We start from the raw sequence: 14158 nt of genomic DNA on the forward strand, positions 1-14158 counted from the left end.
GCGTCAAGTTCCGGCATCCGCTCGCTCGACGACCGCGACGCGGACGCCGTCAGCCGGCGAGCACCCGCGCGTCGCGCTGCGCGACGATGCTGAGCTCCGCCGCCATGAAGGCGTGCTCCTGGGTCATGGCGTTCTCGGTGCGGTCGAGGCAGTCGCGGATCAGCTGACCGAAGAACGGGAACCCCGTCTTGCCCCTGGCGTCGAACCGGTACTGGCCCTCCTGATTGACGAGCAGCACCTGTCCGCCGCCGTTGTCGGTGGTGATGTCGATGTACTTGCGCAGCTCGATGTAGCCGTCGGTGCCGAGCAGCACGGTGCGCCCGTCGCCGAAGACGTCGATGCCGGCCGGCGTGAACCAGTCGACGCGCACATAGCCGGTCTTCCCGTTGTCGAGCACGACGTGGGCGTCGCCGAAGTCCTGCAGCCCGGGCGTCTCGGGATGGGCGTAGTTCGCCACGGTCGCGCTCACGATCTCGCCGGAGCGCGCGCCGGCGTAGAACAGCATCTGCTCGAAGTTGTGGCTGCCGATGTCGCACAGGATGCCGCCGTACTGCGCGGGATCCCAGAACCAGTCCGGACGGTTCTCCCCGATGCGGTGCGGGCCGAACGACACGACCTGCAGCACCTCGCCGATCGCGCCCTGTGCCACGAGTTGCCCCGCGAGGATCGCGGCCTCGGAGTGCACGCGCTCGCCGTAGTAGACCGCGAACTTCCGCCCGGTGCGCGCCACTGCATCGCGTGCCGCGGCGAGGTCGTCGAGGGATGTGATGGCGGGTTTGTCGGCGAAGAAGTCCTTGCCGGCCTCCAGCACCCGTACCCCGAGAGGCGCACGGAGGCTGGCGATCGACGCGCTCGCGACCAGACGCACCTCAGAGTCCTCGAGCACCTCGCGCTCGCTCGATGCCGCCCGCGCGCCGGGATGTGTCGCCACGAAGTCCGCGAGCCGCTGCGGATCCTCGTCCCACACGAGGGACAGCGTCGCGCCGGCGGCGATGAGCTGATCGACCATGCCGTGGATGTGGCCGTGGTCGAGCCCGACGGCGGCGAACACGAACTCGCCGGGGCCGACCACGGGCTCGGGCAGCGGGTCGAAGGCGAATCCGGCGCTCATCGGCCGCTCCTCTCGGTCGCGTCGCGATCCGCGACGTCGTAGGCGCGCAGCCGTCCGCACATCCCGAAAGCCCGCTCCCCCGACGACGGCAGGGCTTCGTGCACCCGCGCCTCCGCGAGATGCGCGACCGATCCCCGCGCCACGTCTTCGGTGAGAGCGAGAGACTGTTCCGCCTGGGCCAGCGGGCGCTCGCGCACGAGGTCGCCCCAGGCCCGCGCACGATCGCGCACGAGCACACCCGCTGCCGCGTGGAACGCATCGAGCGGGGCGCGGTCGCCGCGCTGCACGGCATCCCGCAGTGTCTCGAACCCTGCGACCGCGAGGTCGCGACGCCGGGTCGCGCGCGCCGCATGCCCCTCCTCGGCACCGAGCGACGCCGCCTCGGCGTACGCCGCGGGATCGGCGACCACGTCGGCGGGGAAGGTCATCACGGCATCCCCCGCCTCCGGTAGCCCAGCGTTGCTCATGAGCACGACGACCTTGAGGTCGCCGTGGTTCACGGCACGGTGGATCGTGCCGGGGGTGAACCACACGACCGATCCCGCCGACAGAGCAGTCTCGCGGAAGCCTTCGGCGTCGATCGTCTGCAGAGCACCCTCACCGGACACCACGACGTAGGCCTCGGTCGACACCAGATGCATGTGGGGGCTTCCTCCGCAGATGCCGTCGGACGCGGCATCCGCATAGATGTCGAGATGCGAGAGCGAGGTGCCGCCCGGGAACGACGATGCGCTCACGACGCCGCCTCCATCACGGTCGCCGTCTTCTCGAAGAAGTGCGGGGCGTTCGCTACGAGCTGGCCCGCCCGATAGTAAGGATCGGACGCCGGGATCGGCAACGCGACGAACTCGCGTTCGAACCCGGCCTTGTAGATCGCCGTGACGACCTCGACCGCGTTGCGTCCGTCCTGTCCCGTGGACGACGGCTCGCGGCCGTCGCGGACCGCGGCGAGCAAGTCGCCGATCTGGCCCTCATGACCCAGATGCGCGAGCGGAACGCGGTCCTCGACGAGCGCCGTGATGCGCTCGACGAGCTCGGGGTCACCGCCTTCCGCGGGGAAGCCGCTGGGCGCGGATCGCTCGGCGGAGACGCTGAACGGCTGCGACACCCGTGCGTTCGCCCCCTGGATCACGATCGCCTGTTCCTCGCCGTGGTGCACGACCGAGCTGGTCAGCTGCGCGAGACCGCGCTCGTAGCGGAGGATCGCGACCGAGAGATCCTCGACCTCGGCGTTGTCGTGCTGCGCGTTCGCGAGCATCGCGGTGATCTCGCTCGGGCTGCCGAGCAGCCACAGCAGCAGGTCGATGTGATGGATGGCGTGGTTGAGCGTGCAGCCGCCGCCCTCCTTCTCCCACGTCCCGCGCCACCACAGGTCGTAGTAGGGCAGCCCGCGCCACCAGGCGGAGTCGACGCGCACGTGCGAGATCGAGCCGAGGAGCCCGGAGTCGACGATGTCCTTCAGGGTCGCGAGGTCGTCGCGGAAGCGGTTCTGCGCCACGACCGAGAGCATCCGGCCGGACCGCTCCTGCGCCGCGAGCATCGCGTCGCACTCCTCGAGCGAGGGCGCCATGGGCTTCTCGACGAGCACGTGGATGCCGGCATCCAGTGCCGCGATCGCCAGCGGGGCGTGCGTCGAGGGCGGGGTCGCGATGCTGACGATGTCCAGGCCGCCGGCGGCGATCATGGTGAGCGGGTCGTCGAACGCCTGCACCGCGTCGAGCGCGAACGCCTCGGCCTTCTGCGCTGCTTTGGCGGGGATCACGTCCGCGAGGGCGACGATCTCGCAATCCTCGGGGAACGCGAGGTACCCCCGGATGTGCGCGTCGGCGATGCCGCCCGTGCCGATGATTCCGATCCTGAGCATCCCGCTGCCTCCTCGATGAGGGAATTACTACGTATTACTAAGACGTAGTAGCTACTATCGGGGAGAACGCCTCGTGCGTCAACCCCGACCACCGGCCATCGAGAGGATGCCATGGACAAGCGCCCCACGAGCCACGACGTCGCGCACCTCGCCGGGGTGTCGCAGTCGACCGTGTCCTTCGTGCTCACCGGGCGCCCCGGCATCTCGGAGGCCACCCGGGACAGGGTGCTGCAGGCCGCGGCCGAGCTGAACTACCGCCCCAACCTCGCGGCCCGCTCCATGCGCACGCAGCGCAGTGGACGTCTCGCCGTGGTCGTGCCGATCGCGACCATGCATCCGCTCACCCTGCTGTCGGGCGCGATCGCCGCCGCCCGCGACGAGGGGTACGCGGTCGAGGTCGTCAGCCTCCCCGAGGACCCCGCCGAACGCGACGGGCGATTGGCCGAACTCGTCGATGCCGGGGCATTCGAGGGCATCCTATCGTTCAGCCCCCTGCCGCTGGTGTCCGACGACAGGGCGACCGTCGTGCTCGCCGCGGGCGAGATGGACGACGAGATGCACATGAGCGGCGAGTTCGCCGACGCCAGGCCCCTCGTCGACCTGATCGAGCATCTCGCCTCTCGTGGGCGTCGGCGCTTCCTGCACGTCGCAGGGCCGCAGGACTTCCCCTCGGCGCGCGCCCGTCACGCGGCCTATCAGCAGACCGTGGATCGTCTGAAACTCGAGTCCTTGGGCGTCGTCGGCGGCGAATGGAGCGGTGAGGCGGGAGAGGATGCCGTCGCGGCCCTGCCCGACGATGCGCTGCCGCTCGCCGTGATCGCTGCGAACGACGTGATCGCCGCCGGGGTCATCCGCGCCGCGACGCTGCGCGGCTGGCGGATGCCGGAAGACCTCGTCGTGACCGGTTGGGACGACCTGCACCAGAGCGCCTTCCTGGTGCCATCGCTCACGACCGTCTCGCAGGATCGCGAGCGCCTCGGCGCGTACGCGATGCATCGTCTCATCGCAGCGGTGCGCGGCACCGATGCTCCCCCGCGGCCGACCGACCTGTTCACGATCCGCTGGCGCGAGTCGACGGGCTGATCGGAGATCGGCGCGTTTCGTCTCGTCGCTCCGCTCCTCGCTCAACGACCGGTCACAGTGACGAACGCCGCGCTGCCGCGCACTCCCTCGGTCGTTGAGCGAGCGCAGCGAGACGAAACGCCCGCGCCGCATACTCGATACGGTGGGGATCGGAGGCGAAATGAAGATCCTGATCCCCGACACCATCGACCTGTCGCTCTCGAGCGATGCGGACGTGGTCGTCTACGACGTCCGCGCCGAGATCCCCGTGGAGCACCGAGACGCCGAGGTGCTCGTCGTCTGGCACAACTCGGGCGCCCAGCTCGAACAGGCGGCACGCGACCTGCCCGACCTCCGTCTCGTGCAGGCGCTCGCCTCCGGCGCCGACGTCGTGCTGCGCTCGGGCTTCCCCGACGACGTCCGGATCTGCTCGGGACGCTCGCTGCACGACGGCCCGGTCGCCGAGCACGCGCTCGCGCTGATCCTCGCGGCCGTTCGCCGCCTCGACGCGCTGCGCGACGCCCAGGGCGAGCACAGCTGGGACGAGGAGTTCAACGTCGCGCAGAGCGCCTCGGCGACGCGCTCCGACTACACGCTCGCCGGCGCCCGAGTCACGATCTGGGGGTTCGGGTCGATTGCGGCGACGCTCGCACCCGTACTGCAGCTGCTCGGCGCCGAGGTGCAGGGCATCGCCCGGAGCGCCGGCACTCGAGCGGGCTTCCCCGTGCACGCGGATGCCGACGCGACGGCCGTGCTCGCCGAGACCGACGTGCTCGTGTCGCTGCTTCCCGCGACTCCTGAGACGACCGACCTCTTCGACTCCGGCGTGTTCGAGTCCCTGAAGCCCGGTGCCGCGTTCGTCAACGTGGGTCGCGGGGCTACCGTCGACGAGTCGGCGCTGATCGCCGCTCTCCGATCGGGGCGCCTGCGCTCTGCGGCGATCGACGTCGCGAAGGCCGAGCCGCTCCCCTCGGATGATCCGCTGTGGGATGCTCCGAATCTCCTCATCACGCCGCATGTCGCGGGCAACCGTCCGGTCGGCGCGAGCGCGCTGATCGACGACAACGTCGCACGGTTCCTCGCGGGCGATGAGCTCGTCAACCAGGTGCGCCCCTGAGCCCAGGTCGCGGTCGCATCACAGAACCTCCGAACGGAGGTTTTCGACGCGGATCCTCGCTATCATCGGAGCATGACCACTCCCTCCGCCGACGAGCCCCGCAGTCCGGGGCGCTACGCGAAGGGCATCGCCCGCCGTCAGGAGATCCTCGACAAGGCGATCGAGGTCTTCGCGACGCGCGGGTCGAAGCGCACCAGTCTGCGGTCCATCGCGCAGGAGGTCGGAGTCACCCACGCGGCCCTCACGCACTACTTCGGCTCTCTCGAAGAGCTGCTCGTCGCGGTGTACCGCGAGTCCGAGCGTCGCAACGACACCGAGCACCCGGAGCCCTCGGGACTGAGCCCGGCTCGGATGATGCGGGTGTCCGCCGAGGAGAACCGGAACATCCCCGGGCTCGTGCAGCTCTATTCGACGCTCGTCGCCTCAGCGCTCGAGGAAGGGCATTCGGCAGCCCACGAGTTCGCGACGCAGCGCTTCTCGCGCCTCCGTGTGCAGATGGCCGACCGGGTGCGCGAACTCCAGGCCACGGGCGATCTGCGCGCCGACCTCGACGCCGACCTCGTGTCGGCACTCGTCATCGCGGCCTCCGACGGCCTCCAGACCCAGTGGCTCCTCGACCCCTCCGTCGACCACGGCGCCGCGCTCGAGCTCCTCGACGATCTGCTCGCGGGCGGTCGCGACTCCGCCTGAGCGCCCCACCGACGGCATCCGGGGCGTGCGCCCGCCCAGACGGGGCGCACGCAGACCGCGGGCCCGCCGACTCGACGTCGACGGGCCCGCGGACCTGAGAGATGCGCTCGTCAGAGCGTCGCGGCGAAGGGGTCGAACCCCTCGGGCAGCAGCGGCACCGGAGCGACCGTGCTCTCCACGGTCACCGCGGCGCCGGTCGCGGCCGACTCCTGCGCCGAGAGCAGGATGTCGAGCACGTGGAAGCCGAGCTCGCCGGAGGCCACGTGCGGGCGTCCTTCGGCGATCGAGCGCACCATGTCGAGGGCGCCGAGACCACGGCCCACCTCGAGATCGGCGTGCTCGATCTCGATCCACTCCTGCTCGAACGACATGCCGTCGCGGATGACCCCGAGCGGCTTGACGTACGCGATCCGGCCGGCGAACGCGTTCGGGTCGGGCAGGACGATCGTGCCTTCGGTGCCGTGGATCTCGACGATGCCATGGCGCTCGAGCGCGGAGTCGAAGCTCAGCAGGCTCTGCGCCTGCGCGCCGGCCTCGAACGCCGTGACGATCTGGATCGTCGAGGGGACCTCGACCGGGAACGTCGTCCCCGCGTTCGGACCCGTGTGGATCTCCCGTTCCTCACGCGCCTTCGAGCCGACGGCCGCGACGTGGTCGACGGGTCCGAGCAGGCTCACGAGAGCCGAGAAGTAGTACGGGCCCATGTCGAGCAGCGGACCCGCGCCCTCGGCGAAGAGGAACGCCGGGCTCGGGTGCCACAGGTCGGGGCCCTGCGTCTGGAACATGGTCTGCGCGAACAGCGGGCGGCCGATGACGCCGCTCTCGATCGCGCGACGTGCAGCCTGGAAGCCCGGGCCGAGCAGCGTGTCCGGAGCGGATCCGACGCGCAGACCAGCGGCCTCCGCCTCGCGGAGGAGTTCCGCCGCGCCGGCGCGGTCGAGTCCGAGGGGCTTCTCGGTCCACACGTGCTTGCCTGCGGCGATCGCGGCACGGGAGACCTCGATGTGCACGGCCGGGATCGTGAGGTTCACGATCAGGTCGACGCCCGGGTGGGCGAGGACGTCCTCTGCCGAGCCGAACGCGGGAACACCGTACTTCTCGGCCTGAGCCTGGGCGCGGTCGAGCAGCAGGTCGCCCACGATGAGGACCTCGGTGTCGGGGAACGACGAGAGGTTCTGCAGATAGGTGTCACTGATGACGCCGACGCCGATGATTCCGATGCCGACCGCGCTCATCGGGCGAAACCGCCCTCGACGAGGAACGAGTAGCTCGCGGCGATGTCCGCGAAGACGTCGCCGGGAGCGTTGTCGTACTCGATGATGGCGTACTTCAGGGCGGATGCCGCGCGCAGGGCGTCCGCAAGGGGCACGTCGCCCGTGCCGGCGTGACGCTGGTCGAGGCTGTCCGAGCCGAATTCCGGCGCGCCGGGCGCGAACGGGTTGCTCGCGGGGGCGACGCCGTCCTTGACGTGCGCGGCCACGAGGCGGTTGCCGAGGCGCGAGACGAGCGCCGTCACGTCCTGGCCGCCGACCAGAGCCCAGTACAGGTCGAGCTCGACGACGACGCGCTCGTCGGTCAGCGCCACGAAGCGCTCGAACGCGGTCTCGCCGTCGAAGCTCTCGACGAACTCCTGCGCGTGGTTGTGGTAGCCGACCTCGAGGCCGAAGCCCGCTGCGGTCTCGACGAGCGCGTTGAGGCGGTCGGCGATGTCGGTGACGCCCTCGAGCGTGAACCAGCGCTCCGGGGCGACGAACGGGTCGATGACCGTCTTCAGGCCGACCTTCGCGGCGGCCTCGAACACGACCTCGGGGGCGGGGGTGGGGATGGAGCCGTCCGGGGTCCACAGCTCGTCCGACAGCAGGGGCGCGTGGCCCGTGGGCGAGGCGAGACCCGAGGCGTCGAGCGCCGCGCGGATCTCGTCGGGACGGCGGACGAAGTCGAACGCCTCCACGTTGCGCAGGCCGATGGCGGCGAGCTTGTCGAGCGAGCCTCCCATGTCGGCGGAGAACTCCGCCGCGAGCGTGTACAGCTGGACCGATGCTTCTGGCAGGGCCACGGTGACCTTCCTTCGTCTTCCTTCGAGGGGACGGGCAGTGCATTCTGCCCGCGGTCAGACTAGCAGAAACCTCCACGCGGAAGTAATGACTTCCCTGGACTTTCCCGGTGCATTCCCCCGCGCCCTGAGAACGGGTGGACAGCCGAAGGCCACAGGCGCATGCTGAACCCATGACGGCATTCCAGAGCACACACGCATTCAGTGGATTCAGCGTCGACGACATCGATGCGGCCCGGGCCTTCTACGGCGACGTCCTCGGCATGGACGTCACCACCAACGCCATGGGCTTCCTCGACATCCGACTGAACGACGGCGGGTCCATCCTCGTCTACGCCAAGCCGAATCACACGCCCGCGAGCTTCACGATCCTCAACTTCCCCGTCGACGACGTCGAGGCCGCGGTCGACGAGCTCAACGCACGCGGCGTCGTCACGAAGATCTACGACGACCCTCAGCTCGGCACCGACGCCAAAGGCATCTCACACGGCGAGCCGGGTCGGGGGCCGGACATCGCCTGGTTCAGGGACCCTGCGGGCAACGTCCTCGCGGTGCTCGCCGCCGTATAGGCGGCGAGCCCCGCTACGCGGTCAGCCCGTCGAACAGCGCGTTCATCGCGGGATCGACGCGCTGCAGTTCGGGGTGCGTGTCGTGCCAGTCGATGATCTCGCGCGCGGCGGTGTGCAGCCCGACCGTCGGCGCGAAGTCGGGGACGAGTCGGCGGATCTTGGAGTTGTCGAAGACCACCGAGTGCGCCATGTCGCCCGTCAGCTGCCCCGCACGCTCGGGCGCCGCCGCCTCGATCGCCGCGCTCGTGGCGTAGCGGATCCGCGGCTCGGCGCCGGCGGCGCGCCCCAGCATCCCGTAGATCTCGTTCCAGGTGTAGACGAAGTCGCTCGTGATCTGGAACGTGTCGCCGAAGGCCAGCGGATTGCCGAGGAGCCCGACGAACCCGACGGCGAAGTCGCTCGAGTGCGTCAGCGTCCACAGCGAGGTGCCGTCGCCGTGGACGACGATCTCCTCGCCGCGGCGGATGCGGTCGATCGCCGTCCACCCGCCGAAAGCGGGGATGGTCCACTTGTCGTAGGTGTGCGACGGCCTCAGCACGGTCACCGGGAATCCGCGGTCACGGTATGCGGCGGTGAGGAGGTCCTCGCATGCGATCTTGTCGCGCGAGTACTGCCAGAACGGGTTGCGCAGCGGCGTGGACTCCGTGATCGGCAGGTGCGCGACGGGCTTCTGATAGGCCGAGGCCGAACTGATGAACACGTACTGCCCCGTGCGCCCCTCGAACCGGTGCATGTCGCGCTGCACCTGCTCGGGGGTGAAGGCGATCATGTCGACCACGACGTCGAACTCGCGGCCGGCCAGCGCAGCGTCGACCGCGTCCGCATCCGACGCATCCGCCGTGAGCACCTCGATGCCGTCCACGGGCTCACGACGTGAGCGCCCGCGGTTGAGCATCGTCACCTCCATGCCGCGTCGCGCGGCGAGCTCGCTCGCCGCCGAGGAGATGATCCCCGTCCCTCCGATGAACAGAACACTGGTCGCAGACATACTGCGACCCTATCGACGGGCCGCACGTCGGCCGAGTCAGGGGCGGATGTCGAAGTCGTCGATCCCCTCGACATCCCAGTCGATGTCCGACGGTGTGATCCCCGTGGACTCGTCGCGAGGGAACCGCGGGTGCGACCGCATCTTCGCAGCCTGTTCGCTGAAGTCCGGGTCCAGGCTCTCCGAGGCGCTCGGTCCGACCAGCACGTCGTTGCCGAGGCCCACCACCAGCTCGGCCGTGTCTGCCCGGCCGTCGACGACGATGGGGATCTGCAGCGCCTCCGACTCCCCCTCGTTGGCGATCGCCGCAGCGAGCACCACGAGGGCGTCGGCGACATCGTCGGTGGTGACCAGCTGCTGACCTGCGTACGACACGAGCTTCATGAGGCCAGCATCGCATCGCCTCACATGGTGACGGGACGGCCTTGCGCCGACACGGGTCGGTGTGTGAGCGACCTCAGAGCCGCACGTCCGAGGCGCCCACGTGTCAGCGCGGATCGAGCAGCGCGGCCCCCACGGCACCGCCGAGCTCTCCGGCGTCGGAGTAGGCGATCTCGGGCTGCGAGCGGTACGACTCGAGACGACGGAACTCACGGCGCGCGGGCTCCCCGATGAGGTCGGCGAACTGGGATGCACTCCCGCCCACCACGATCGCGTCGACGCGGAACACGGTCTGGAGATCGGCGAGCCCTGCGCCGAGCAGCCGCCCGAACTCCTCGAAGACCGACAGTGCTCGCCCCTCTCCCCCTCGTGCTCTCGCCGCGAGATCGGCGAGCGCCGTCGACGGATCGGAGGCCCCGGGCTGCATCGCCTGGGCCGCGCTCTGCAGCGCCGTGCGCGACACCGCCTGCTCCCAGCACGACGACCGTCCGCAGTAGCACGGTGCGGTCGACGCATCGACGAGCCTATGACCGGCCTCGGGATGCTCCCCGTCGGCGCCCCGGATAGGCCGTCCTCCCGAGAGCGCGGCCACACCCACGCCGGTGCCGAGCGTGACCATCAGCAGCGACTCCTCTCCGGTCCCCGCCCCCACGATCGACTCGTACACCGCGGCCGCGACCGCATCGTTGTCGATCGCCACCGGCACGTCGAACTCCGCCCGCAGCACCGCCCGCAGGTCGACCCCGGTGAAGGCCGGGAGCGTCGCCGGATTGCGGATGATGCCGGCGCGGTCGACCGGCCCGCTCGCGCCGATCCCGATCGACACCGCCCGCCTGGTGCCGATCACGCCGCGGACGGCGTCGATCAGACCGCGCACGGCGAACGCCCGCCCCGTAGCCGTCGCGTAGGACACCCTGTCGACGACGGTCCCGTCCGGTGCCACGAGCGCCACCCTGGTGCCGGTACCGCCGAGATCGATCCCGATCCGGAGATCGTCGGTCATGATCGCCTCACAGTGTCGCCGTGACCTTGCTGCCGTAGGCGAACGCTCCCGGGACGACTCCGTTCTCGCGCGCGATCGCCACCGCGATCCTCTGAGCGACCACGGACTGCTCCAGGAGAGCGGCCAGGGATCCGTCTGCGCGCACGTCGACCGTCGTCGCCCCGTCGAGGCGCAGGTCGCCGACCAGCACGACGGAGGCACCCGAAGCAAGGAGGTCGCTGGCGATGCGGCCGAGCGGGCCGTCGGCGTCGTCGCGGGACGCTCCGAAGAACACGCCGGTGAAGCCGGGGCCGGCCAATTCGTAGGGTCCGTGCCGAAACTCGCCGCCGACGAAGCCCTCGATCGCGACCTTCGACGACTCCTTGCCGATCAGCGCGGCGAAGAGCGCTGTCGCCGCGGCGTCCCCCCACCCGATCGTCGCGAGACGCGGACGATCGACGGCCAGCGCATTCTGCGCGATCCGCATCAGGTCGAGATCGATCAGTGTCTCGATCCGGTCGGCGGAGGTCGGAATCTGCTCTTCGACGGCGGCACTGTCGATCGCGCCGAACGCGGCGGCGATCCGGTGGTGCACGACCAACGAATTGAGGTAGCTCTTGGTGCTCACCGTGGCCTCGTCACCGCTGCGCAGCGGCAGGTAGAGGTCGGCGGACCGGGCGAGCGGACTCTCGTCGTTCGCGGCGACGCCGATGAGCGCACCGGCACGGATTCCGCGATCGAGCAGCTCGACGATCTCCGCGCTCGCCCCGGACTGCGATGTCGCGATCACGAGCGTGTCCGGGGTGACGAGCTCCGGTGTGTCGAGGAGCTGTCCGGCGTCGACGTTCCAGGTGGCCCGCCCGTGTCGCGCGAGCGCCCGCCACGCGGGAAGCCCGACCGTGTGCGAGCTGCCCATGCCGGTGAAGACGATCCGCTCCCACGAGCGTACGCCGAGCTCGGCGAGACGCTCGTCGGACCTGTCGTCCGCGAGGCGGCGCAGAGCGTCGGGCTGCTCGCTGATGTTCCTCTCGAACGGTGAGGTGCTGGTCATCGGTTCGTGTCCTCTCGAAGCAGGAGTCGGGCGACGTTCGCGCCGATCATCGCGGTCGGCAGATTGATGTTCCCGCGCGTGATCGACGGCATGATCGAGGCGTCGGCGACGTAGAGTCCGTCGATGTCGCGCACCTTCCCGGTGCTGTCGACGACGGCGAGCGGGTCGGAGTGCGGGCCCATCTTGCAGGTGCCCGCCGGGTGGCAGTAGTTCACGATGTCGTCGAGCGGATCGGAATCGCCGACGCGCGGGCCGAGCACCTCGGCGAGCACGGGCTGCTGGACCATGCGCTCGAGCAGAGCGAGCGCCTCACCGAGAACCGTGCGATCGTGTCCGTCGGGATCGCTGCCGTAGCGGTGATCGATCACGGGGTTCACGACATCGAGATCCGGCGCCAGAGTGACCGTGCCTTCCGACCGGGCGCGCATGGCGCCTCCGTAAAGGGAGATCGGCGGCAGGCCCGGGTGTCCGCTGTTCGCTCCGGCGACCATGAACACGTGGATGTCGTAGGGTCCGCCGTCGCACACACTGGATCGGGCACGGCCGATGGTCTGCTCGTCGGGGCTCCACCCGCGAGCGGCGAGTTCATCGACGAGACCAGGGCGGCCCGCGAAGTCCAGCTGCACGCATTCGTGGTCGAGGAGGTGTTTGCCGACGCCCGGCACGTCGGCGACCACGTCGATGCCGAGGGCGGTGAGCTCGTCGGCAGGTCCGATGCCCGACCGCAGCAGGATCGCCGGCGAGTGATACGCCCCGGCGGCGACGACGACGCGTGCCGCGCGGACGGTCACGACCTGTCCGTCGACCTCGATCTCGGCGCCCTGCACCCGACGCCCCTCGAACAGGAGCCGGCGAGCGCGCGCGCCTCCGCGGACGGTCAGGTTCCCGCGACCGCGTACCTCGTCGAGGAAGGCGAACGCACTGTTCCATCTCACCCCGTCGACGACGTTCACCGGCATCGGGCCGATGCCCTCAGCCGCCTCGATGTCATCGAGGTCGTCGGCGAACGGCAACCCTGCGGCGAGTCCCGCCTCGACGAAGGCGCGCTGCGGCGGAGTCAGCTCCTCCATCGTGTAGCGACGCACCCGGAAAGCATCCCGGACCTCATCGAGCAGCGGTTCGACCTCGCGGGCCGCCCACCCCGGGTTACCCTCAGCCGCCCACTCGTCGTAGTCGTAACGGGCGCTCACGGATGCCGTGCACCCGTTGTGCGCGGAGCAGCCGCCGACGATCGCCGCGCGGGGGAGGTCGAGAGTGCCGGCGCCGGAGGTTCGGGTGGTGCGCAGGTCGTAATCGTGCGACAGAGGGATGGTGCGCGCATCGAGCATGTCGGCCGGCCACCTGCCCTCGTCGAACGGACCGTAATCCGGCCCTGCGTCGATGAGGAGGATCGTTTCGTCCGTGGCGGCGGCGAGCGCAGCGGTGAAGGCTGACCCGCCGGGTCCGGCCCCGATCACGAGGGTGCCGACGGATGTGGGAAGAACGGAAGAAGCGTGAGAAGTGTCCATGTCGTTCCTGCGGGGCTAGGCGATGAGCAGCTCGGCCCCCGCGGCCGAGAGCTCGTTCTTGTGAGTGGTGGCGATGGAAGAGTCCGTGACGACGAGGTCGATCTCGTCGAGACCGCAGATCAGGGCGAACGCCTCGCGGCCGAACTTGGAGGAGTCCACTGCCACGAGGGTGCGGCGCGAGACCTCCTTCGCTGCGCGTTTGACTGCGGCATCCTCGACGTTCCATTCGGTCAGTCCCGCACCGACATCGACCGCGGACGCCGTCATGACGTACGTGTCGAAGCGATAGCGCCGCAGCGACGCCTCCGCGTCCGAGCCGATCACACTCGACTCGCCGGTGCGCACCATGCCGCCGGGGATCATCAGCCGCGTGGCGTGGTCGACCGACAGGATGTCCGCCACGCGGATGTTCAGCGCGCAGACCGTGAGGTTTCGTCCGACGAGGGCCTCCGCGATGGCGACTCCCGTCGACCCGCCGTCGAGCACGATGGTCTGGCCGTCGATGACCTCGCGGGCGACGGCCTGCCCGATCAGCCGCTTCGCATCCGCATTGGTCCGGCTGCGCAGTGCGAACAGCGGCTCGAAGCTGCGGCTCGCCGCCGAGACCGCTCCGCCGTGCGTTCGGACCAGCAGACCCGCGGCGGCGAGCTGGATGATGTCGCGGCGCGCCGTCATCTCCGAGACGCCGAAGCGCGCACTGAGGTCTGCGACGTTCACTTCGCCCTGGTCCGCGAGCTGGGCCAGGATCTCCTGTTGTCTCTGCTCGGCGTTCATGTCGATGGTCC

At 70.0% G+C, this 14158-nt stretch carries 15 protein-coding genes; 4 read left to right on the forward strand and 11 right to left on the reverse strand.

What is annotated here, in order from left to right; all coding sequences use genetic code 11:
* Positions 1 to 49: 49 nt before the first annotated feature.
* Genes AKH00_RS06930 through AKH00_RS06940 form a run of 3 tightly spaced genes read right to left on the reverse strand, consistent with a single transcriptional unit; the run spans position 50 to position 2975 of the window.
* Positions 50 to 1111 carry a Gfo/Idh/MocA family protein gene (locus AKH00_RS06930; protein ID WP_050721891.1) on the reverse strand — a complete coding sequence of 354 codons (1062 nt, stop codon included), beginning with the start codon at positions 1109 to 1111 and terminating at the stop codon, positions 50 to 52.
* Complete coding sequence (locus AKH00_RS06935; protein ID WP_050721892.1) at positions 1108 to 1848, reverse strand: cupin domain-containing protein; 741 nt, start codon at positions 1846 to 1848, stop codon at positions 1108 to 1110. Before AKH00_RS06935 ends, AKH00_RS06930 begins: the two co-directional genes overlap by 4 nt.
* The gene (locus AKH00_RS06940; RefSeq protein WP_050721893.1) at positions 1845 to 2975 is read right to left on the reverse strand and encodes a Gfo/Idh/MocA family protein; all 1131 of its coding nucleotides are present in this window, start codon (positions 2973 to 2975) and stop codon (positions 1845 to 1847) included. The genes AKH00_RS06935 and AKH00_RS06940 overlap by 4 nt, the downstream gene beginning before the upstream one ends.
* 111 nt (positions 2976 to 3086) lie before the next feature.
* Here AKH00_RS06940 and AKH00_RS06945 point away from each other — a divergent pair, with 111 nt between their 5' ends.
* From AKH00_RS06945 to AKH00_RS06955, 3 genes are all read left to right on the forward strand, one after another.
* Positions 3087 to 4058, forward strand: coding sequence for a LacI family DNA-binding transcriptional regulator (locus AKH00_RS06945; protein ID WP_050721894.1), 972 nt, complete (start codon positions 3087 to 3089; stop codon positions 4056 to 4058).
* A 160-nt stretch (positions 4059 to 4218) separates the two neighbouring features.
* The gene (locus tag AKH00_RS06950; protein ID WP_050721895.1) at positions 4219 to 5154 is read left to right on the forward strand and encodes an NAD(P)-dependent oxidoreductase; all 936 of its coding nucleotides are present in this window, start codon (positions 4219 to 4221) and stop codon (positions 5152 to 5154) included.
* Between the two features lie 72 nt (positions 5155 to 5226).
* A complete protein-coding gene (locus AKH00_RS06955; RefSeq protein ID WP_050721896.1) occupies positions 5227 to 5844 on the forward strand; it encodes a TetR/AcrR family transcriptional regulator in 618 nt (205 codons plus the stop codon).
* A 110-nt stretch (positions 5845 to 5954) separates the two neighbouring features.
* On the opposite strand, the gene AKH00_RS06960 is transcribed toward AKH00_RS06955, so the two are convergent.
* Both AKH00_RS06960 and AKH00_RS06965 read right to left on the reverse strand, forming a co-directional pair.
* Complete coding sequence (locus AKH00_RS06960; protein ID WP_050721897.1) at positions 5955 to 7079, reverse strand: Gfo/Idh/MocA family protein; 1125 nt, start codon at positions 7077 to 7079, stop codon at positions 5955 to 5957.
* Positions 7076 to 7900 (reverse strand): sugar phosphate isomerase/epimerase family protein, encoded by an 825-nt coding sequence (locus tag AKH00_RS06965; RefSeq protein ID WP_050721898.1) that lies wholly within the window; start codon positions 7898 to 7900, stop codon positions 7076 to 7078. The genes AKH00_RS06960 and AKH00_RS06965 overlap by 4 nt, the downstream gene beginning before the upstream one ends.
* Positions 7901 to 8070: 170 nt before the next feature.
* Between AKH00_RS06965 and AKH00_RS06970 the strand changes: the two genes are divergently transcribed.
* Complete coding sequence (locus AKH00_RS06970) at positions 8071 to 8466, forward strand: VOC family protein (RefSeq protein WP_050721899.1); 396 nt, start codon at positions 8071 to 8073, stop codon at positions 8464 to 8466.
* 13 nt (positions 8467 to 8479) lie between these two features.
* Here the strand turns inward: AKH00_RS06970 and AKH00_RS06975 are convergent, their stop codons facing one another.
* The 6 genes from AKH00_RS06975 to AKH00_RS07000 form a co-directional block, all read right to left on the reverse strand.
* Positions 8480 to 9454, reverse strand: coding sequence for an NAD-dependent epimerase/dehydratase family protein (locus AKH00_RS06975; RefSeq protein WP_050721900.1), 975 nt, complete (start codon positions 9452 to 9454; stop codon positions 8480 to 8482).
* Positions 9455 to 9490: 36 nt separating this feature from the next.
* The gene (locus AKH00_RS06980; RefSeq protein WP_050721901.1) at positions 9491 to 9835 is read right to left on the reverse strand and encodes a hypothetical protein; all 345 of its coding nucleotides are present in this window, start codon (positions 9833 to 9835) and stop codon (positions 9491 to 9493) included.
* A gap of 103 nt (positions 9836 to 9938) precedes the next feature.
* On the reverse strand, positions 9939 to 10835 hold the full coding sequence (locus AKH00_RS06985; RefSeq protein WP_050721902.1) for an ROK family protein: 897 nt from the start codon (positions 10833 to 10835) through the stop codon (positions 9939 to 9941).
* Positions 10836 to 10842: 7 nt separating this feature from the next.
* Complete coding sequence (locus AKH00_RS06990; protein ID WP_050721903.1) at positions 10843 to 11865, reverse strand: SIS domain-containing protein; 1023 nt, start codon at positions 11863 to 11865, stop codon at positions 10843 to 10845.
* A complete protein-coding gene (locus tag AKH00_RS06995) occupies positions 11862 to 13373 on the reverse strand; it encodes a GMC family oxidoreductase (RefSeq protein ID WP_050721904.1) in 1512 nt (503 codons plus the stop codon). Before AKH00_RS06995 ends, AKH00_RS06990 begins: the two co-directional genes overlap by 4 nt.
* A 15-nt stretch (positions 13374 to 13388) precedes the next feature.
* A complete protein-coding gene (locus AKH00_RS07000) occupies positions 13389 to 14147 on the reverse strand; it encodes a DeoR/GlpR family DNA-binding transcription regulator (protein ID WP_152926112.1) in 759 nt (252 codons plus the stop codon).
* Between the last annotated feature and the right edge of the window lie 11 nt (positions 14148 to 14158).

Origin of the sequence: Microbacterium sp. GCS4 (assembly GCF_001262495.1) — a bacterium.
Classification (GTDB): Bacteria; Actinomycetota; Actinomycetes; order Actinomycetales; family Microbacteriaceae; genus Microbacterium.